Source organism: Streptomyces sp. NPDC056835 (genome assembly GCF_042789485.1).
Classification (GTDB): Bacteria; Actinomycetota; Actinomycetes; order Streptomycetales; family Streptomycetaceae; genus Streptomyces.
Genome location: NZ_JBHUBB010000009.1, coordinates 148,003 through 167,475, shown reverse-complemented (window position 1 = coordinate 167,475; position 19,473 = coordinate 148,003). Strand labels below are relative to the sequence as shown.

17 protein-coding genes and 2 pseudogenes are annotated in these 19,473 nt (G+C 70.1%); 6 read left to right on the top strand and 13 right to left on the bottom strand.

The window, feature by feature from the left end; translation table 11 throughout:
* Nucleotides 1–131 precede the first annotated feature (131 nt).
* Entirely contained in the window at nucleotides 132–575 is a 444-nt protein-coding gene (gene cynS, locus ACFRMN_RS12810; RefSeq protein WP_383017610.1) for a cyanase, read from the bottom strand.
* A gap of 157 nt (nucleotides 576–732) precedes the next feature.
* Nucleotides 733–867 (bottom strand): hypothetical protein, encoded by a 135-nt coding sequence (locus ACFRMN_RS12805; protein ID WP_383017607.1) that lies wholly within the window; start codon nucleotides 865–867, stop codon nucleotides 733–735.
* Between ACFRMN_RS12805 and ACFRMN_RS12800 the strand changes: the two genes are divergently transcribed.
* Nucleotides 868–1,002 carry a hypothetical protein gene (locus ACFRMN_RS12800; RefSeq protein ID WP_383017604.1) on the top strand — a complete coding sequence of 45 codons (135 nt, stop codon included), beginning with the start codon at nucleotides 868–870 and terminating at the stop codon, nucleotides 1,000–1,002.
* Here the strand turns inward: ACFRMN_RS12800 and ACFRMN_RS12795 are convergent.
* Together ACFRMN_RS12795 and ACFRMN_RS12790 are read right to left on the bottom strand one after the other, a co-directional pair.
* Nucleotides 987–1,733 carry an SDR family NAD(P)-dependent oxidoreductase gene (locus tag ACFRMN_RS12795; protein WP_383017601.1) on the bottom strand — a complete coding sequence of 249 codons (747 nt, stop codon included), beginning with the start codon at nucleotides 1,731–1,733 and terminating at the stop codon, nucleotides 987–989. The two genes, ACFRMN_RS12800 and ACFRMN_RS12795, sit on opposite strands and share 16 nt — an antisense overlap.
* Nucleotides 1,734–1,738: 5 nt before the next feature.
* The gene (locus ACFRMN_RS12790; RefSeq protein WP_383017598.1) at nucleotides 1,739–1,882 is read right to left on the bottom strand and encodes a hypothetical protein; all 144 of its coding nucleotides are present in this window, start codon (nucleotides 1,880–1,882) and stop codon (nucleotides 1,739–1,741) included.
* A gap of 304 nt (nucleotides 1,883–2,186) precedes the next feature.
* On the opposite strand from ACFRMN_RS12790, the gene ACFRMN_RS12785 reads away from it, so the two are divergent.
* On the top strand, nucleotides 2,187–2,864 hold the full coding sequence (locus ACFRMN_RS12785; RefSeq protein ID WP_383017596.1) for a TetR/AcrR family transcriptional regulator: 678 nt from the start codon (nucleotides 2,187–2,189) through the stop codon (nucleotides 2,862–2,864).
* A gap of 488 nt (nucleotides 2,865–3,352) precedes the next feature.
* Here ACFRMN_RS12785 and ACFRMN_RS12780 read toward each other — a convergent pair whose 3' ends face one another.
* Nucleotides 3,353–4,345 (bottom strand): translation initiation factor 2, encoded by a 993-nt coding sequence (locus tag ACFRMN_RS12780; protein ID WP_383017593.1) that lies wholly within the window; start codon nucleotides 4,343–4,345, stop codon nucleotides 3,353–3,355.
* Between the two features lie 91 nt (nucleotides 4,346–4,436).
* On the opposite strand from ACFRMN_RS12780, the gene ACFRMN_RS12775 reads away from it, so the two are divergent.
* Nucleotides 4,437–8,957, top strand: a complete 4,521-nt coding sequence (locus ACFRMN_RS12775) for a peptidase C14 caspase catalytic subunit p20 (RefSeq protein ID WP_383017590.1) — start codon at nucleotides 4,437–4,439, stop codon at nucleotides 8,955–8,957.
* Between the two features lie 28 nt (nucleotides 8,958–8,985).
* A complete protein-coding gene (locus ACFRMN_RS12770; protein WP_383017587.1) occupies nucleotides 8,986–10,413 on the top strand; it encodes a hypothetical protein in 1,428 nt (475 codons plus the stop codon).
* An 18-nt stretch (nucleotides 10,414–10,431) separates the two neighbouring features.
* Here ACFRMN_RS12770 and ACFRMN_RS12765 read toward each other — a convergent pair.
* Nucleotides 10,432–10,641, bottom strand: a pseudogene (locus ACFRMN_RS12765) (LysR family transcriptional regulator); the annotation flags it as partial.
* Between the two features lie 89 nt (nucleotides 10,642–10,730).
* On the opposite strand from ACFRMN_RS12765, the gene ACFRMN_RS12760 reads away from it, so the two are divergent.
* Nucleotides 10,731–12,056 carry an aspartate aminotransferase family protein gene (locus ACFRMN_RS12760; protein WP_383017584.1) on the top strand — a complete coding sequence of 442 codons (1,326 nt, stop codon included), beginning with the start codon at nucleotides 10,731–10,733 and terminating at the stop codon, nucleotides 12,054–12,056.
* A gap of 256 nt (nucleotides 12,057–12,312) precedes the next feature.
* On the opposite strand, the gene ACFRMN_RS12755 is transcribed toward ACFRMN_RS12760, so the two are convergent.
* From ACFRMN_RS12755 to ACFRMN_RS12745, 3 genes are all read right to left on the bottom strand, one after another.
* Nucleotides 12,313–13,011: a hypothetical protein gene (locus ACFRMN_RS12755; protein WP_383017582.1), complete on the bottom strand. Its 699-nt coding sequence runs from the start codon at nucleotides 13,009–13,011 to the stop codon at nucleotides 12,313–12,315.
* A gap of 303 nt (nucleotides 13,012–13,314) precedes the next feature.
* The gene (locus tag ACFRMN_RS12750) at nucleotides 13,315–13,836 is read right to left on the bottom strand and encodes a hypothetical protein (protein ID WP_383017579.1); all 522 of its coding nucleotides are present in this window, start codon (nucleotides 13,834–13,836) and stop codon (nucleotides 13,315–13,317) included.
* A gap of 542 nt (nucleotides 13,837–14,378) precedes the next feature.
* Nucleotides 14,379–15,377, bottom strand: a complete 999-nt coding sequence (locus ACFRMN_RS12745) for a peptidoglycan-binding protein (RefSeq protein WP_383017576.1) — start codon at nucleotides 15,375–15,377, stop codon at nucleotides 14,379–14,381.
* A gap of 262 nt (nucleotides 15,378–15,639) precedes the next feature.
* Here ACFRMN_RS12745 and ACFRMN_RS12740 point away from each other — a divergent pair, with 262 nt between their 5' ends.
* A complete protein-coding gene (locus ACFRMN_RS12740; protein WP_383017573.1) occupies nucleotides 15,640–16,227 on the top strand; it encodes a L,D-transpeptidase in 588 nt (195 codons plus the stop codon).
* 153 nt (nucleotides 16,228–16,380) lie between these two features.
* On the opposite strand, the gene ACFRMN_RS12735 is transcribed toward ACFRMN_RS12740, so the two are convergent.
* The 4 genes and pseudogenes from ACFRMN_RS12735 to ACFRMN_RS12720 form a co-directional block, all read right to left on the bottom strand.
* A complete protein-coding gene (locus ACFRMN_RS12735; RefSeq protein ID WP_383017571.1) occupies nucleotides 16,381–17,118 on the bottom strand; it encodes a type 1 glutamine amidotransferase in 738 nt (245 codons plus the stop codon).
* A complete protein-coding gene (locus ACFRMN_RS12730) occupies nucleotides 17,108–17,953 on the bottom strand; it encodes a M23 family metallopeptidase (RefSeq protein WP_383017568.1) in 846 nt (281 codons plus the stop codon). The genes ACFRMN_RS12735 and ACFRMN_RS12730 overlap by 11 nt, the downstream gene beginning before the upstream one ends.
* A gap of 132 nt (nucleotides 17,954–18,085) precedes the next feature.
* Entirely contained in the window at nucleotides 18,086–18,304 is a 219-nt protein-coding gene (locus tag ACFRMN_RS12725; protein ID WP_383017565.1) for an MbtH family protein, read from the bottom strand.
* 105 nt (nucleotides 18,305–18,409) lie between these two features.
* Nucleotides 18,410–19,465, bottom strand: a pseudogene (locus ACFRMN_RS12720) (condensation domain-containing protein); the annotation flags it as partial.
* Nucleotides 19,466–19,473: the final 8 nt, after the last annotated feature.

The window sequence follows — 19,473 nt, the reverse complement described above, 5'->3', positions numbered from 1 at the left end:
TTCTGTTGCACAGACTTTCGCCTACACCAGCCACGAATCCGCCCTGAAATCCCCGCACTTGCCAGTCGGCCGCGCTTGCTTGCCGGCCGGCTGACCGGGCGCCCGCAGCGAAACCCGGAGGGGCGCGCTCACTACCACTGGTAAGGCAGGTACTTCCCATCGAGAGTGATGACGACCCGGTCGCCCGCGGGGTCGGGAACGCGCTGGACGTCGAGCCGGAAGTTGATCGCGCTCATGATGCCATCGCCGCACTGCTCGTGGATCAGCTCTTTGATGGTCGGCCCGTAGACCTGGACGACCTCGTAGAGCCGGTAGATCGTGGGATCCACGGGGACGGCCGCGTCCAGGGCGCCCCGGGTCGGCTGAAGTTGGAAGGCGAGTGCGGCGTCGTCGCCGAGTTCGAGCAGTGCCGCCGCCGCGGCTGCCTCTTCCTTGCCCATCGGATGCTGGCCGAGCAGGGCTGCCGTGGTCCAGGCCAGTGGCTTGCCGAGCGCTTCGGCCAGTTGGGCCCATGTGACACCGGTCTTCACCTTGGCCTGACGTACGGCTTCGGCGGCTTCCTGCTTACTGAGCATGTGCATCTCCCTTGACGACGGTGGTCCTGGTCGCACGTCCCATCAGGGTAGAAGAACGCTCACCGCCACTACCGTTCAGGGGCTGACACGACCTGTGCGCTCGCGCAGCGTGCCGACTTCGCGCTGGACGAGTGCCGCTCTGCGAGGCGCTGCCCGGTCACACCGGCTCGGTCACGACTTCCACGCGGTCGGCGACAAGATGCGCGCCGACGCGGGCCGGCACGCGCAGGCCGGTCTTCTCGATGGAGATCGGGTGGTCGGGCCCGGGGATCTTGGGCTCGTGGTCTGTCATGTGTCTGTCCTGTTCCTGCTGCTGTTCCTGTTCCTGTTCTTGTTGCTGTTCCTGGCTTCGCTTCCCATCGGTCCACGTCCCCAGTCGGGCGCGAAGTGGCCCTCCGCGCGCGGCGCGCATCAGCTGGCGGAGTGACCGCCGTCGACGTTGAGGACATGTCCGGTGATGAAGGAGGCGTCGTCCGATCCAATGAACATGATCGCGTCGGCAAGCTCCTCGGTGAGGCCGAGGCGGCCCAGCGGAACCTCCGCGACCAGGGCCGCCTTGTTCTCGGGGTTGCCGGTGAAGCGGGTGAGCATGCCGGTGTCCGTGGGGCCGGGCGCCACGGCGTTCACGCGGATTCCCGACTTGGCGACCTCCAGCGCCACCGACTTGGTAAGGCCCTCGACGGCGTGCTTGCTGCCGACGTAGACGGAGGCTCCCGCGGCACCTACGTGCCCGTAGGTCGAGGAGATGTTGACGATGCTGCCGCTGCCCTGCTCCTCCATGACCCGCACTTGGTGCTTCATGCTCAGGATCACGCCGAGGACGTTCGTGTCGAACGTCGCGGCGTAGGTGTCAGCGGTCTGGTCCGTGATCGGGCTGGGCTTTCCCTCGGTGCCGGCGTTGTTGACCGCGATGTCGAGGCGGCCGAACCGTGCGACGGTCTGGTCGACCAAGGCGCGCACGTCGTCTTCGTTGCGGACATCGGCGTTGATGAACTCGGCCTCCGCTCCGGTCGAGCGCAGCTCTTCGGCGAGTACCTTGCCGGCCTCGTCGCGGCGACCGGCGACGACGACCTTCGCACCCTTCTTGGCGAAGGCGACGGCGCTGGCGCGGCCGATGCCGGTGAGCGCTCCTGTGATCAGGATGACGGGCGTGTCCATGTTTCTCACTCCTGCTGGGTTTCTTGCTCCTGCTGGCTACTGCTCGTCCCATCGAGGAACAGGCGAGCGTGCTTGAGGAACAGGTCGGGGTATGGGAAGTGGGCGCCATGGTTGGCGCCGGAATAGATGACCCCTGTGTCGTCCGGCATGATCGGTCCCCCTCGCCTCAGGGATCAGACTCACCGCCTCACTGGGTGCTTTCACCGTAGACCGATCTGTCTACCCCAGTCAACCGCCACACGGAGCCGCCATCTCCCCTGCGACGGACTCGCCCCACCTGCACATGATGCGCTTCAGGGTCAAAAATTTGCAGTTGAACGCCAAAATTCGGATGTCACACCGAAGGAGCACGACGCAGTCCACCAGACCGGCCTGGACAGATCTACTGAACCGATCGGTCCAGCTTGTTCGGTCATCAATGGGATAGACAGAACGGTCCGGTACGATGTGCCCATGACCGAGGAGACGAAGACGCGGGCGTCGGCCCGTGAACGGTTGCTGGTCGCTGCCGACGAGTTGTTCTACGCCGAAGGCGTGAACTCGGTGGGCATCGACCAGGTGATCAAGAGAGCCGGCGTGGCCAAGGCATCGCTCTACAACACCTTCGGCAGCAAGGAAGAACTGGTCCGCGCCTACCTCAAGGGCCGCCACACCCAGACCCGCGAGCGCATGGCCCGGGAACTCCAGGCCCGCTACCGCACCCCCCGCGAACGGCTGAGCGGCGTCTTCGAGGTGCAGGGCCAACTGTTCGCCGAGCCCGACTTCCGAGGTTGCGCGTTCATGTGCGCCAGCGCGGAGTCCGACACGAGCGAAGCCGTGGAGAAGGAGACCGAGGAGTACCGGCTCTGGGTGCACTCGCTCTTCCTCGACCTCGCCTACGCCGCCGGCGCCACCGCGCCCGAAACCCTGGCCAGGCAACTGGTCGTGATCTACGACGGGGCCGGCGTCTCGGCGTGGCTGGACCACGACCCCAGCGTCTCCAAGGCCGCCGCGGATATCGCCAAAGCCCTCGTCAACACCGCGTTTACGCCGTCACCTCCGCCGCCACGGCTCGGCGCCAAAGAGCGGGGTACGCCTCGGCGCGCGCTGGAGACCGAAGACCCCGTGGCCGCCGCCGAGCAGAGCGTGTGACCAGGAGTCCTCTGCTGGGCGTTCGCACACATCACTGGTCCGACCGGTGGTCGGCGGACGGCATCCGGGAGAAGGTCCCGCGGTCGCCTCAGGCCGGCGTCCGGTGTCGAGTGGCCGATTCCGCGCCCGACGAACTTCAACCAGAACTTCGACGAGGATATCTTTGCCGAAAGGAGAGTCGCCCCAGGCGTCGGCACCACGGCTGGACAACAGCACGAACCGGCGCACTCCGGCCGCCACCGCCCTGGAGACGAACTCGTGCGCGGGCCCCGGCACGCCTGTGGATGTCGGTGGACGCCGGTAACACCGTACGGGCCGAGCCCGGCTCTCCGGTCCGTCGGGAAGGGCCGGACCCGAGCCGCCGCCGCACGCCCCTCTGAGGGCCACGCCTCCGGCGATGGGGATCGCTCGCCAGGTGTCGCCGGCGCACACAAGATCGGGGCGGGCATCCCGCGACGGACCACGGCGGCTTCAGCTCAGGGGCAGGCTCACAGGCCTCGGCGTTCGACGACGCGCTCTTCCGCCTCCTCCACCTCGAAGCGGGCCGCGGGGTCGCCCCCCGCCCGCCGTACGGCACCCCGTACCAGGGCGAGATAGAAGAGAGCCGGGGCGCAGGGCGTCCAGGTCTCGGCCGGCTGTTCCGCCATGAAGTCGAGTACCGAGTCGGGGTCGGCGGTGATGAACTCGAAGCGGTCGTGCTCCCACTTGTCGCCCACACCGCGCGTCCAGCGCAGCCGCAGGGCCTTTTCGTCCAGGTCGGGCAGCACGGCGCGGAAGAAGGCCGCCCACTGGTTGTTGCGCAGGTCGAGACCGAAGCCAAGGAGTTCCAGGTCGAGCGCGTCGCTGGTGTGCACGGCGAGTTCTTCGAACATGGCGCGCCGGGCGACCGCGTACAGGCTGATCGGACTGCCGTCCTCCGGGAGGTCATGGTCGCGGGCCAGGCCCTCGTTCGCGGAGGCGTTCCAGCGAGAGCGGTTCGGTCCGACCACCTGGGCGCTGCGGTGGGAGAAGAGCATCTTGCCGTCCCGGCCCGTCTCCAGCGCCACGTTCACACCGAAGCTGCAGTTCATGAACGGGGGTGCCTGGACCGGGTCCCGGCTCTCCAGGTACTGCTCGCGCAGGGTCAGCCCGTTCTGCTGCGTACGGTCCAGGTTGATCGACGTGGCGAGGAAGTCGTAGTAGTCGGCGTCCTGGAGGGTGAGGGTGACCACGGGGTCTTCCACGAGGTGGGTGCGGGTCACGACGACGCGCTCGACGGCGAAGCGCGTGTTGTTCCAGCGGAACGGCCGGCCAAGGGCCTCCTTGCGTTCCTCGGCCTCCTGTATGGCGTGCCGCCAGCCGCCGATCTCTTCCGGGAACTCCACCCGCCGCGGACGGTACTTGACGCGGACGTCGTCCTCCTTGATGGGCCGGGTACCGTCGCCCTCGAAGATGTGACAGTCCGTTTCTCGGCCGACCACGGTGAATCTGTCCCGATGCACCTGAGGAATCATCAATACTCCTTTGCAGCAGATGACTTGAATGCTGGAATGTGTCTCCGCAGACCAGACCCGGACATGATACGGACGTGCTGTGGTCGAGCCCCTGGCATTGATCAGATCCGAGCGACGCGCGGCCGCTCTGGTGGGTACGGTGGCGGTGTCCCGCTATGCCCATCCCCCGGGCGGCCGCCCCCTGTTGCCGGACCTGCGGAACGTGGCGGAGGTGCGCCAACGGTTCACCGAAGTCGCCCGGAAGAGGCTGGAGTTCGGCGACGCGGTCCGCATCGACGAGGAGGGCGCCACCCGGCGGCGCCTCTGGGAGGGGCTGGAGAGCTTCCTCGCCCATGACGCCGAGCGGAAGATCCTCTACTGGACGGGCCACGGAGTCGACATGCGCCGCGAGGGCTACTTCCTCGCCTGCGAGGACTCGGCACGGGACGGATCCTTCGCCCCGGAGCGGGCGATCGCGCTCACCGATCTCGTGGACCGGCTCCTGCGACCGGACTGCGAGACGGACACGCTGCTGATTGTCGACGCCTGCTTCTCGCACGGTCACCTGTCCCACGCGCTGGAGCAGGCCCTGTCCTCGGAACGGGCGAGCGTGCGGTGGGCGCGCAGGAACCGAAGGACCGGGTTCGTCGTCATCGGCACGTCCGGGATCGACGTGTCGGTGCCCGATGGGCGCTGGGTCCGATGGCTGGAGGACGTCCTGGCCACCCCGGACTTCGTCGCGGCGGACCACGCCCGCCCCTTCGACAGCGCCGCGCTGTACCTGCCCGTTCCGTACCTGATCGAGGCGGTCGCCTCGGCGGCGGCGGCTTCGGGCCTCGACGAGCCGGCGCAGCGCCCGGGCCACACGGAGGTACGGTCGCTGCCCAACAGCTTCCTGGACAACCCGTTCTTCGTCGAGGGCAAACGGCGCGTCTACACCCCCGCGGTGCTGCGCGGCCGGGAACCCTGGCTGGGTGCCGAGCAGTTCGGACTTGAGGACGACAGCCATCTGCGGCGTCACTTCGCCGGACGGCACGGAGCCCTCAGCCGTGTGGTGCGCTGGATGGACACCTATCCGAGGGGGCTGCTCGCGGTGACCGGGCCCGCCGGTGCCGGCAAGACGGCCCTGCTCGGCCGGCTCGCCCTGACCTCGCTGCCGGCGTGGCGTGAGGCCATCGGCCCGGAATTGGCGCCCTCGACCCTGCCGAGAGCGGGAACGGTGCAGGCGGCCCTGTCCTGCCGGGGGCAGTCGCTGCACTCGCTCACGGCGGCGCTGTGGCAGGTGTTGTCCCGGCTCGACGGCATGGACCCACTGCCGGGCGCGGCGGTGACGCCGGAGCAGTGCCGTGCGGCGGTCGACGAACTCGTCCGGCGTGCGGGCTCCCTGAACCTGGTCTTCGACGCCCTCGACGAGGCGATGCCGGAGCAGGCGCACGACATCGCCCGGCATCTGCTGAACCCCCTGTCCGCGCTGTGGGGGGTCCGGGTGGTCGTCGCCACGCGCCCCCAGCCCCGGCGGCGTACCAGCGCGCGGCTGCTGGAGGAGACACTGCTGGACACCCTCGACCAGAGCGTCGCTCCTCTGGTCCTGGGAGACGACGAGGAGGCCAGGCACAGCATCACCGGCATGGCCGCGTCCGTCCTGGACCGCGTGGGCTCGCCCTACCACGGGGAGGAGCACCGCGACGAGCGGGAGTGGATCGCGGGACGCGTCGCGGCCGAGAGCCATGGCTCGTTCCTGGTGGCCCGGCTCGCCGCGCGGGAACTCGCCCGGCGGCTGCGGGCGGTGACAGAGGCGGAACTCGCCGAGTGGATGGCTCAAGGAGGGATGGACCTGAGCGAGCGCCTTGCCGAGGAGGTGGGCCATCTCACCGCCCAGCTGGACGCGGAGCGCGCTGAGGAACTTTTGCGCCCGCTGGCCGTCGTCCAGGGGCGGGGGCTGTCCCGTCGCGGACCGTGGCTGGTACTCGCCAACGCGCTGCGCGACGCGGGCAGTCCGGAACTGACGGCCGGGGATCTGCGGCGCGTGGTGCTGAGCGCGGCGGGCGGTATCGTCTCCGCCCAGCCCGCGCCCGACACCCAGGACACCGTCCATCACCTGGCCCACCCCAGTTATGGGGCGTACTTCCTGCGGCGGGCCGGCATCGACGCGCAACAGGCACACCGCACCGTGGTGCGGGCACTGCGCGCGCGGGCCGGGGACGGCTGGGCCGATGCCGACGCGTACACGCTGCACTATCTGGGCGCGCACGCCGCGCAGGTCGGAGTGGAGGAACTGCGGGCGCTGTTCGAGGACGTCGAGTTCCTGTTCCGGACCAGTCCGGACGTCATGCTGCCGCTCGCGTCCACGCTGGCCCGCGCGTGCGACGGTGCGGCTCTGTACGGCCGGGTCGGGCATGCCTTCCGCGATGCCCCGGACCTCACGACCCGTAAGGCACTGTTACGGGCGACCGCGTTCGTCAGCCACCGCGAACGGTCGTACCAGGCCCTGGAGCGGATCGACGGGTTTCTGCCGTGGCAGGAGTACTGGACGGACAAGCTGCCCGACCCGGTCGAGTGGCGCAGGCCCGCTCCGCTCGGCGGGGCGAGGACACTGAGCTGGCGCGGCGGTACGGGGCCGACGGAACCGCTGTCCGGGGACACCCTGGCCGCGGGGGGCCGGGGCGAGGTGCTGGTACTGCACCCGGAGTCGGGCCGACGGCTGCTCACCCGCCGGACACACAGCGCGGACCGGGAGCGGGGCGACGCGCTCACCGAGGTGCGGGAGGTGGGCACGGGGCCGCACTGGATCACCGTCGCCCGCGACGGCCGGGCCCTCTACTTCTGGCGGTCCGACTCGCGACTGCCCGAGTACGTCTATCGCTGGGGCGGCGCGGTGCGCAGCCTCGCCGCCGCCCAACGGGCCAAGGAGACCGTCGTCCTGGCCGCCGACGGCCGGCGTGTGTGGGTATGGCGCTGGCAGCGGGGCGGCACGCGCCGCGGGGACGAAAGCCTGGTGGACATCAGCATGTCCGACGCCGAGCGGCTGGCCACGCTCGTGCTGGGTTCCCGCCTGTTCGCCCTGGCGGTGGGGCTGCGAGCGGTGCTGTACGAGACCGACCGGAGGACCGGCAGGACGGGCGGCCTGCTGCCCGAGGGCGTGGACCTGGGCGACCTCACGGCGCCCGCGCTGGCCGCCGCCGCGGCCGCGGCACCCGAGGGTGCGGCCTCGGCGAGGGAAGGCGGGAAGCTCGGCTGGCTCGCCGCCGCGGACGGCAGCCAGGTCCGGGTCTGGCGGTGCGAGACGGACGACCGGGCACCTTCGGCGCCGCCCGTGGTGAAACAGGTGCGGCTCCTCGATTCCCCGGCCCGGGGAATGGCCTTCGGACACCACGGCAATCGCACGCTCCTGGCCCTGCTCGACAACCTCACGGTCCGCGTCCTCGACGTCGAGGACCAGCGGTACGAAGCGCGGTTCCGGCTGAGCGCCCCGCGGGACGAGGCCATGGCCTTCGAACCCGGCGGACAGGGAGTGCTGGCCCTCGCCGACGGTCCCGACATCCGGATGCTGGAGGTCGGACCGGTGATGGCACCGGGCCACGGCCTGCCCGAGCGCGGCCACGATCAAGAGCCGCTGGTCGCGCTGGCGGGGGCGCCCGACGGCCCACCGCTGCTGTGCCGCGTGTGGGGCGAGCGGATCCTCGTGTCCCGGCCCCGCGGCGGCGCTCCCGCCACCGGCCCGGCCGAGGTCCTTGCCCATCTCGCGCTGGTGACCGCGGTCCGGGCGGTGCGCTGCGCGGATACGTGGATCGTGGTGGCGGCCGCGCGGCGGACGGTACGGCTCTGGCGGCTGGCCGACGATCTGTCCGTACTGGCCGAGCACGATCTGACGCTGGGCGGCGACGCGGGCAACCGAGTGCCGTCGCTCGGCCTGGTCATCGACCGGGCGGCCGACAGGCTTCGGGTCTACGCGCCGGACCGGCAGCGCATCGATCACGCGGAGATGCCCATCGACGCCTCGCGGGGGTGGCGCAGAGGCGAGCCGGTCCCGGCGGGACTGCGTTCCTGTGTGGTCGATGCCCGGGGAATGCGGGACGGCACGGTGTGGCTGGCTGCCGACCTGGGGGACGAACTGCGCCTGTGGGAGCACCGGGAGGGCCGACTGGAGGTCACCGCGCGCGTCGCGCTGCCCGGCCGGGACGAGGACACCGGGGCCACCCGGCTGACGCTGGGTGAGCTCTATGACCCGGACGACGAGGAGTCCTTCCCGCTGCTGGCCTGGGTGGACGGTGACAAGGTCAAGGTGGCCGAGTTCACGGGCGGAAGAGCGACGTGGCAGAACCTGCCGGGCACGGTGCGGGGAGTGACCTCGCTGGTCTTCCGCGGTGCGCCGGACCGGCCGTTGCTGCTGGTGTGCGACGAACGCGGGGCGCCGGCGGTGTGGGACCCGCGGGACGAGAGGTGGCTGCACGGCGACGGGGTGCCCCTTCGCGGTTACGCGGTCCGGGCGGCGGACGCCGCGCCGGACCCCGAGGGTCTGGTGGTGGCCCTGCGGGGAGAGAACCGCTGCGACCTGATCCGGCTGCCCCACGCCTTCTTCGCGGACCGGATCACGACCGCGAGTACGTCAGAACAGCCGTGAGGCACGGACAGAGAAGAGAGAGCGCACAGTGAAGCACGACCTCGTGGTGTTTGTACCGGGGATCCTCGGCAGTCGGCTGACCAGGGACGGCAGGGACGTCTGGAACCAGTCCAGGCAGGCCCTGTTCCAGCTCCGGCGGCCCGGACGGGCCATGGCGGGTATCGCCCTGCCGCCGGACATCGGCGACGACCGGCCCGACGAGGAGCACCGGCTGGTGGCGGAGGGGCTGCTGAAGTCCCCGGATGCCATGCCCGGGCTGCTCTCCTGTCTGGGTTACCCGGATGTCCGGGCCGCGCTCGGCGACCTGGCCGAGAGCCAGTACGTACCCTTCGCGTACGACTGGCGGCTCTCCAACCGGCTGGCCGCCCAGGATCTGAAGGAACGCGTCGAGCGCGAGCTCGCCCGGTGGCGCGAGCGTGTCGGTCTGCACTACCCGGACCGCCCGGACGAACCGAAGGTCATTCTCGTCTGTCACTCGATGGGGGGTCTGATCGGCCGCTACTACCTGGAGTGCCTGGGCGGCAGGGAAACCGCCCGCACCCTGGTCACGCTGGGCACACCGCACCGCGGCGCCGCCAAGGCCGTCCGGTTCCTGACCGGCAACGGGGTGGGACCGCTGCCCGGTGACGGCAGGCTGCGCCGGGTGGGCCTCGGCGCGACCGGCCGTGTCGTGAACGAAGCGCTGCGCGAACTCGCCCTGACCCTGCCCTCCGTGGCCCAGCTGCTGCCCGTGTACGACGCGGTCCGCATTCCGGGCAAGAACCGACGGCGCTACCTCAACGACACCCGTCACCCGGTGCCCGACCTGCCCACGGCGCTGGTGAAGGACGCTTTCGCCTTCGACGACGAGTTCCGGGACGCCCGCGAGACCAATCGCCGGGGCGACGCGGGCGGCCGACTGCCCTACCGCGTGCACTGCCTCGGCGGAATGGCGCACCCGACGGTGCACGGAGTCGAGCTGTCGCCCGACGGGCTGCGGTTCACCACGGATCTGGATGTCAGCCGTCCGTGGTCCGGCGACGGGACGGTGCCACAGGAATCCGCCTTCGCCGGCTGGGCACTCGACTACAAGGAGGACGGGATCTGGAACGGCTACCGCCACGCCGACATGGCCGGCGGCGGTGCTGTGGGCCACCAGCTCGCGGTCATCAGGGAGGGCCTGCCGGCCCGCGAAATGCTCGCGGCCGACGAGGAGTTCGGCCTCGACGTCCCCGAGTGCGCGGCGGCGGGAGAGCCTTTCGAGGTCCGGGCCGTGGGGTCCGGGCTCGGGGACCGGAATCTGCGGGCGGTACTGCGCCGGGACGGTGTTCCGTACGGCGATCCCGTCGCCTTCGTCCCCGACGGTGAGGGGTTCCGCGCGGAGCTGGAGGGCGGTCCGGGGACCTGGGTACTGGAAGTGATCTCCGAGCACCCGCGCACGGTGTGCCGGGAGGTGGTCACGCTCGTGCCGGCGTGAGGATCGTCCAGGCGCGCGCCGCCGCGTGAGGATCAGCCCGGCCGGGGTCAGTCGCACCCTGCGTCCCGTTCGCTCCAGGAGCTGGGTGCGCGTCTCGGCTTCGAGCAGGGCAAGTTGATGGGAGACGTGGGAGACGTTTGACGGGCTCAGCTCGGCGGCTTTCGCGACCGCCCGAATGCCGCCCAGTGTGTCCGGCCGGCTCAGCGGCCGAAGCCTCCACGGGTTCATGACGCCCCCATTGCTGTGCGGTTCTACCGAACAGGAAAGCCGGGATTGCGAGATGGACGTGTCGCTCAGCGCGACTTACCGTCGGACGCATGGCTGCTTCGACCGCTCCGCCGTCCGCCGAATCATTCTGGTCCGATGCCGAAAGGCACCTCGTCCGCTATGGCGGCGAGTTCACCCGCGAGATCATCGACCGCGCCGCCGGGAGTTTCCTGTTCACCGCGGACGGCCGGAAGATCCTCGACTTCACCTCCGGCCAGATGAGCGCGCTCCTCGGCCACTCGCACCCGGCGATCGTCGCGACCGTCCAGCGGCAGATCGCGACCCTTGATCACCTCTACAGCGGCATGCTCAGCCGCCCGGTGGTCGACCTCGCCCGACGGCTGGCCGATACGCTGCCCGCGCCGCTGGAAAAGGTGCTGCTGCTGACCACCGGCGCCGAATCGAATGAAGCCGCGATCCGGATGGCCAAGCTCGTCACCGGCAAGCACGAGATCGTCTCGTTCGCGCGGTCCTGGCACGGCATGACGCAGGCCGCCGCGTCCGCCACGTACAGCACGGGGCGCAAGGGCTACGGCCCGGCCGCGCCCGGAAACTTCGCCATCCCCGTGCCGAACGCGTACCGGCCCGACTTCACCACGGCCGACGGCTCGCTGGACTGGCACCGCCAGCTCGACTTCGCCTTCGACCTGATCGACGCTCAGTCGACCGGCAGCCTGGCCGCGTGCCTCGTCGAACCGATTCTGAGCTCGGGCGGAATCATCGAGCCGCCGGTCGGGTACTTCGCGGCCCTGCGAGAGAAGTGCCGGGAACGCGACATGCTGCTGATCCTTGACGAGGCCCAGACGGGCCTCTGCCGCACCGGGACCTGGTACGCGTTCGAGCGCGACGGAGTCGTGCCCGATATCCTCACGCTGTCCAAGACGCTCGGCGCCGGACTCCCCCTCGCGGCCGTGATCACCAGCGCCGAGATCGAGCAGGAGGCGCACAGGCGCGGGTTTCTGTTCTTCACCACGCATGTCGCCGATCCGCTGGTGGCCGCGGTCGGCAACACCGTCCTCGACGTGCTGATCGGTGACAAGCTGGACGAACGCGCGCGGTCGCTGGGCGCGTTTCTCCGCCACGGCCTGGCGGACATCGCCGGCCGACACACGGTCGTCGGCGACATCCGCGGCCGGGGCATGCTGGCCGGGCTCGAACTCGTCACCGACCGCGAGACGAAGCAGACCTCGGACGAACTGGGCACACGGGTCACCCGGCACTGCCTCGAACTCGGCCTGCACACGAACATCGTCCAGCTTCCCGGCATGGGCGGAGTCCTGCGGATCGCGCCGCCGCTGACCGCCACCGAGGACGAGCTTTCGCTCGGCTTGACGATTCTGGACCAGGCGATCGGCGTCGCCTGCGCCGGACTCTGAGGACGCCGGAAGTCCGTTGACTCAACCGCACTCTTCGTCGTCCGGACAGGACGTGGGTGTCCGCCGGCGCGCGGTGGGTCTCGCGCCGCTCGGCCGGGGTGTTCTCGTCCCGGGCAGGCGAGGAAATCGCATTCAGCCCCGGGGCCGAACCAGTGTGCGTTTCAGTTGGCCACTGTGAGCGTGTCAGTTGGCCGGGGAGATCTGCCCCGACAGAGGCTCTTGCCTGAATGATCAAAGGTACTGATGGCTGACCCCGTCAGTTGGGGAGCTGAGCAGTTGTCCGGAGATGTTCAAGGAGTTCGGGGTCGTCGAAACGTGCGTCGGTGACGCGGTCGCGTACATCGGTGAGAAGCCAGCCGATCAGCTCGGCAGTGGCGTGGTACTCACCGTAGAAGCCCATGCGCAGGTCGGTGATCTCGAACTCGAACATCACGTCGTCAACGAGGTCTGCCAGGTGCGTGTCGGCGGCCGGGGTATGGGTCGCGGTCCATGCGTTCAGCCAAGGGCGCAGGCTGTTGGTGGCGACGGTGATGAGGCTGAGCGCTTCCCTGACGGTCACCGGGCTGGGGTGTGTGTGCAGAATGCTCAGCCACCAGGCGGACCAGACGTCGCGCAGAGCCTCGGTCAAAGGCGCGTCCCAGGTGGTCCAGCCCGCCTGAACCAGGCGGGAGGCGATGAGCTCTTCATCGACGTGAAGCCGGCCGGTGACGAGGGGGCGGATGACGCGCGGGACGAGACGGCGGTAGAGACGCGGGAAGTCGTCCCAATGATCGGGTACCTCCGCGGCGACCGAGGACACCAGGTCGTCGGATATGAGGTGCAGTGGCCCGGAGAGTTCGGCGAGATCCTGCTCGCCGTAGCAGTACGTGCACCCTGTGACGAGGAAGGGCTCTTCTGAGGCGAAGGCGCGATCCAGGGCATCGAGAACTGTCATGAGCTGCTCGTCGCGAGACATGAAAACCTGCCGGGGTACTCCGTCCGGGCGACCGGCGAAGATCGCAGGCTATCAGGCCGTACCCCGTCTCACGCTCAATGTCCTGATGGTCCGGGCTGAGCGTCCGAGAGGAATTCGCAGGTCGGGTGGTGGGCTCCGCGACGGGGCAAACGTTGCCGGGAGGGCCCGCGCCGGACCACCGGGGAGCCCCGGCGGGGACCGGCCACACCGTGGCGGAGTTGGACCGGGGGCCAGGAGACGACTCGCCCGCGGACAGCGTGTCCGCGGGCGGGTTCCGCCGTATCGAGGCCATCGGCTCCCCGGTCAGCCGGCCGGGGAGAGGGCGGTGATCCTGCGGGTCTTCAGGTCGGACTGGACCTTGATCTGCGTGACCTCCGGGTTCGCGCCATCGCTCCAGGTCAGCGTGACCAGCGAGGTGGCGTGCCCCGCTCCGGAGCCGGTGTAGGTGACCTTCCACTTCACCGGGACGTTCTGTGCGAAGAGGATCCCGTCGGCGTGCTCCTTCGCCTCGTACGCGGCGACCGCCTTCCGCGCCGCGGCGCTCAGGTAGAACGTGCGCAGCGCCTGGGCGTTGGCACCCGCCGCCGGGTCCTCGTTGTCGTACACGGAGTCGATGTAGGAGCCGTAGAAGTCGGCGACGCGGCCGGTGACGGAGCGCGGGTCACCCTCGGAAGCCGGGGGAGCGGCCGTCACGTCGTGCGAGGTGCCCCCGGCGGCCCTGGCGGGAGTGGTGGTGCCGGCCAGTGCCGGTGTGATCACCGTCAGAGAAAGAGCGGCGGCGACAGCCGTGGAGGCGATGAGCGCGGTGCGAATGCCATTACGCATACGAAGGGACCTTCCCCGTGGTTCGGCTCCGCGGTATCGGCTTCTCGCGGGCCTCGGTCATCGCTTAAGACCGTATGGAAGAGAAAGGGGTTCCCGAATTTCCGAGGTACTTTCATCATGCGTCCGGGCGGGCCAATAGACCCGATGGTTGTAGGTGGTTGAGGAAAATGGCGGCAAAATTCCGTGCCGCCATAGGTCATTTCATTCGACCGGTCGCCGATAACGGATATGGGGCAGGCGATATCTGTGCGGGCACAGTGGCGGATGGCTTTTCGTTCGCCATACCGCCGTCGGCGCGTTGTCGTGGGCGTCGAGTTCGACCACCACGCCGTCGTGCCGGCCCGCCACACACCACAGGAGTCGCGGGCCGACTGGATCTGGCGCCCCGCGGACTCGGGGAGGATCAGCCACAGTCGCGGCCACAGGTCGGCGAGGTCCACGCCGTAGGCGGCCTCGACGCGGTCCGCCGTCGCCTGCATGCGGTCGCCGTACCAGGTGGGGCGTGCCGGTGCGCGCCGCGCGACACGTATCCGCGCGGCCTCTTAGGAGTGGATGGCGGGCCGTTGCGATGTCACCAGCAGCAGCCAGGTCTCCTCGTCTGCGACGCCTGTGACCGTCAGTCCGTGGGAGCCCTGAAAACTTCTGAGGGATTCTCCCGTCGCCGCCGTGAAGTCACCGGTGATGCTGGTCCGGTGCCCCGCGTGGTGCAGGAGGATCTGTAACGCTTCCACGGCATGCCCTTTCGAGCGGGAGTCGACCGGAACGATCAGGTGGGGCCAGGTGTCCGGTCCGATCTCGCCGTCGGGCAGCAGCGCGGCGCGGCGCTGCAGTTTCCTCGCCTCGGTCTTGGTGATCTTGCCGAAGATGCCGTCGGCGTTCAGCCGGTAGCCGTGCTCGGCGAGGAGGTGCTGTACGACGAACACCCTCCCGCCCCGGTCTCCTTCGCGGATCAGCGGCCATGTCGCCCGCCCCGGCGTCCGGTCCGCCGACAGCGCGTGGGTGCCGCTCTTGCCGTTGTCCGGGCGGAAGGCCGGTGCGGTGGTGGCCCACCACGTTGCCAGGCCGGCGAGGAGGACGGCCAGCACGGCGGCCGCGGCCCGCAGAACGCTCCGCCGGCGGGCCGGCGCCCCGGCGGGCGGACACTCGGTCGCCGGGGTGTCACCCGTCTCCGGCGCGGAGGCTTCGGCCCCGGCGGGGCCGGTGACCGCACCGGTGTCGTCGGGCCCGGTGCGTCTGCGCGGCGGCTCCGTGCCGGCCGCCTCGTACAGGGCGCGAGCACGCTCCAGTTCTTCGACGGGGGCGCCCAGATGGGTGTGCAGTTGGGCGATGACCCGGAGGGGGGCGTTGGAGGGGTGGCGGGGGTTGAGGTACCGGGACAGCGTCGCCTGGGTGATGACGAGTTGTTTGGCCAGTGACTGCTGAGTCGCCTTGGGCTGCCCGTCGCGCGCGGAGTCGTCCCACCACTTTCGTAGCATCGAGGCGAGTTCCGCCCCTGGCCCGCCGGCTTCCTGCGCGTCGTGATTGCCACGTGCCGTGCCCACTGTCGCTCCTCGATGCAGATGCCTTGTATAACCGCTGGCCGGAGGGTTGTCCGCGAGCGGTGCATGCGGTGCATGTTCTGTATCGCGCAGATGCTAGGTGTGGTCGGCGATCAGGCCCCATGGTTGTTCTGCGCCCGGCGTGACCGCCGCGCCCCCTTCCCTGATTCGTATGCGCGCAGCTCGCAGGAGACTTCCGGCCGCGCGGATTCCGGTCCGAGACAGGGGATTCGACTCCCGGCTTTCCCTCGCAGGAGGTAATCCCATGACCCGCACATCACTCTTCCGTGCGCCCCGCGCCATGATGGGCGGCGCCGCCCTGACCGCGCTGGCCCTGCTCGCACCCGCGGGACAGGCGACCGCGGCCTTCTCGAACGGCCGTACCACTGCCGAAGCTCCGGTTTCGGCCGGCTCGTATCAGCTGCGATTCGTCAAGCGCTCCACCACCAACTCGACCCTGTCCATCGTCCGCAACGGCAAGGCGGTGGCCAACTTCCGCGCCGGATCGGGAATCAGCACCAACGCCTGTGTCCGGAACAAGGGCTGGCTCCCCAACGGCACCTACACCATCAAGGGGCACTACACCTCCTACAACGGCAGGGTGATCAAGGGTTACGCCATCGATCTCGGCAGCAAGAAGTGTCACAACGGCACACCCCGCACGGAGTTGTTCATCCACAGTGAGATGACGCGCTCCGGAGGACAGGGCGGTACCGAGAGCCGGCGCTGGGACGGTACGGGCGACTACAAGTCCAACGGGTGCATCAAGATGCGCCCCGAAGACATCAAGAAGCTCTTCCGGAACCTCAACAGGAACGGCTGGCCGAAATCACTTCAGGTTGTCGGCGGCTGACCCATCCGACTCGGTGTCGCGGCTCCACGTCCCTTCGTGCGGCCGCGACACCGGCAGGGAAGAACTTCGGGCGTCGTCGGACACGGGGCTTTCACCGTCGGACGGCGGCGCGCACCCGCGTGTCGCGCGGGTCCCCCCGCACAACACGCGGGGTCACCGCTGGGCTACGACCGCGGCGAAACGACGGGTGAACCCCTCCCAGGCCGCGGACGACACCGGTTCGTCGGCCACCGCCCGCTCATAGAGCCCGTCCGGGTCGAAGCCCCGCGACCGCAGCCAGTCCCGGTCCCAGCGAAGGACATCCGCCGCTTCCGCCTCGGGGTGGAACTGCACGCCCCAGGCCCGCTCCCCCAGGCGGAACCCCTGATACCGGCATCGCTCGCTGTCCGCCAGCCAGACCGCCCCCGGCGGGAGTTCGGTCACGGCGTCCACATGGCGTTCCATGGCGGGCACCACGGGAGAAAGCCCGCCGAAGAGGGGATCCTCGCGCGCCTCGTCGCGCAGCCGGACCGGCGTACTCCCGCACTCCGGCTCGCCGGACCGGCCGCGCACCGTACCGCCCGCGACATGAGCCAGCAGCTGACCGCCCAGACAGATACCGAGCGCCGGGTTGCCGTCCGCCAGCGCCTGTCCGGCAAGACGACGGACCGCGGGAAGCCAGGGCGCGCGCCCGTCCTCGTCCGGGAGGAATCCGCCGCCGAGCACGATCAGGGCCCGGTCCCCGAGCGATTGGGGCAGCGGCGCACCGGTGTACGCGCGGACCACCTCCAGGTCCAGTCCGGCCTCCCGCAGCCAGCGGCCGACACGGCCGGGACCGCCGGCCGGCGTGTTCTGCACCACGAGCACGCTGTGACCCGTGCCGTTCACCGCCCCGCGCCGGTCAGCCGTCATGTGCTGCCCCGGTCGGCTGACCGGCCCAAAAGTGGGTGGCGTCCTCCGGCACGCCGCGGCGTTCGGCCCCGTCGTCATCGCGGTACCGCCACTCGAACGGAACGCCGCGCGCGGTCATCACATCGGGGCCGTTCATCAGCTGGAAGTGCAGATGGGGTTCGGACGAGTTCCCGGAGTTTCCGCACTCGGCGAGCCGCTGCCCGGCCGTGACGCGGTCGCCCGCCGTCACGAGGAGGGAGCCGCGCCGCAGATGGGCGAGAACCGCGTACACGTCGTCGCCGATGTCCAGCACGAGGTAATTGCCCAGCAAGAGGCACGGCCATCCCAAGCCGCGCAGGAAGCTCTCCAGGCCGAGGAGGGCGAAGCCGGGAAGTGACGTCCGGCTCAGATGGTCCCGCTGCCGGCTCGCGGTCGCGACGACCACTCCGTCGGCCGGGGCGAGAAGGGGCCTGCCGAAGGAGGGATACGACCGCGGCCGCCGGCCAACCGGCCAGAGCCAGTTGAAGGGCGGGGTGCGCGGCGCGTCCGCGGCGTCCGGCGGCGGGTCGTACTTCAGGTCGATGGCGTAGGTCTGGGCGTGGCTGTGCGTATGGCTGGGGATCTTTGTCGCGGGCCCGTTGAGCGCTGTCCAGCGCCCGGTGACGGGCAGCCGGACCAGCACGGGCTGCCGGTCCCGGGCCGGTCGCTGGGTACGCACCAGGGCCCAGCGCAGGAGTATCCCGGCCGCGAGCAGCGCGACACCCGCGTACCACAACGGCCCGATGCCCCGGACGTTCACCACGATGCACAGCAGCCCGGCACCGAACACCAGGCCATGGCACTTCAACAGCGTCACCGGCGGACACGCCCCCTCGCACATTCCCGGAAGCGGGCCCGCTTCCGGCAGACGGACGATCCGTCAGTTACGGGCCGAAATCGGCTCCACCGTCAGCAGTACCATCCGATGCCCTGGTGCTGCCACCGGGTATCAGGCGGGAGTGTCCGATGTCTCGCGCAGGGTTCGGGGACGCATGTCGGTCCAGTGCTCGTTGACGTAGGCGATGGCGGTGTCGCGGTCCACGTCGCGCAGCGCGGCCGTCCAGCCCGCGGGGGCCGGGGAGAAAGAGGGCCACAGGGAGTGCTGGCCCTCGTCGTTGACCAGGACGTGGAAGACGCCGTCGGCGTCGTCGAAGGGGTTGGTGCTCACAGAGGTTCATTCCTTTCACGGGTTCGGGACAAGGCGACAGGGCGTGGAGAAGGGGGCAGGGGCGGGGCTCCGGGGAGGGAAGGGGCGGGCGCAAGGGCTCCGGGCTCAAGGTTCGGGACTGAGCAGGCCGGCCACCGCGTCACGGGGCGCCGCGGCGATCGCCCCCAGCAGGTATTCCAGCTCCGTGGCGATCCGCTCGGCCCGGGGACGCTCCACCGCGTCCGGGCGGTGGCCGAGCCGTAGCGTCAACGGGCCGTCGCCGGCGAAGGCCGCGAGCGTCAGCGGGTAGTGCGTGGCGTCGCGCCCCTCACTGTGCACCAGCCGCAGGCCCGGGGTGGCGCGGGCCAGGCTCACACGGTCGAGGGGGTAGTTCTCGAAGACGACGTGCGTGTCGAACAGCTCACGCCGGCCCACCAGCCGCTGGATGTCTCCCAGCCCCAGATGCTGGTGCGGCAGGAGCGCGGCCTGCTCGTCCTGGAAGCGCGCCAGCAGGTTCAGTACGGTCTCCGCCGGGTCGATCCGCAGGCGTACCGGAACGGTGTTGATGAACAGTCCGATCATCGACTCCATCCCGGCGATCTCGGGCCGACGACCGGAGACGGTGGTGCCGAACACCACGTCCCGCACCCCGCCGTGCCGGGCCAGGAGGAGCGCCCAGGCGCCCTGGACCACGGTGTTGAGCGTGAGACCGTGCGCGCTGAGGTCGCGCAGCGACGCGGTCAGCGCATCGGGCAGTGTGAACTCCACGGACCGTACGGGCACCGCGCCACCACGGACAACGGTCCCAGCGCCGGTGCCTTGGAGGAGGGACGGCGCCTCCGCGCCGGCGAGAGCGGCCCGCCAGGCGTCCCGGGCCGCGTCACCGTCCTGGGCCGCCAGCACGGACAGATGCTCGCGGTAGGGCGTCACCGCGGGCAGCGTGCCAGGGGCTCCCCCCTGGGCGTACAGCGCGAACAACTCACCGACCAGCAACGACACCGACCACCCGTCCAGCACCAGGTGATGATGTGTCAGCACCAGCCGGTGCTCGTGCGGCCCCCACGCGAACAGTGTGAAGCGGAGCAGCGGAGGCCTGTGCAGCTCGAAACGCCGGCGCAGATCGGCAGCCGCGAGCCGGTCGAAGACACGCTCGCGGCGTCCGGCCGACACCATCCCGAGATCCGTCTCAC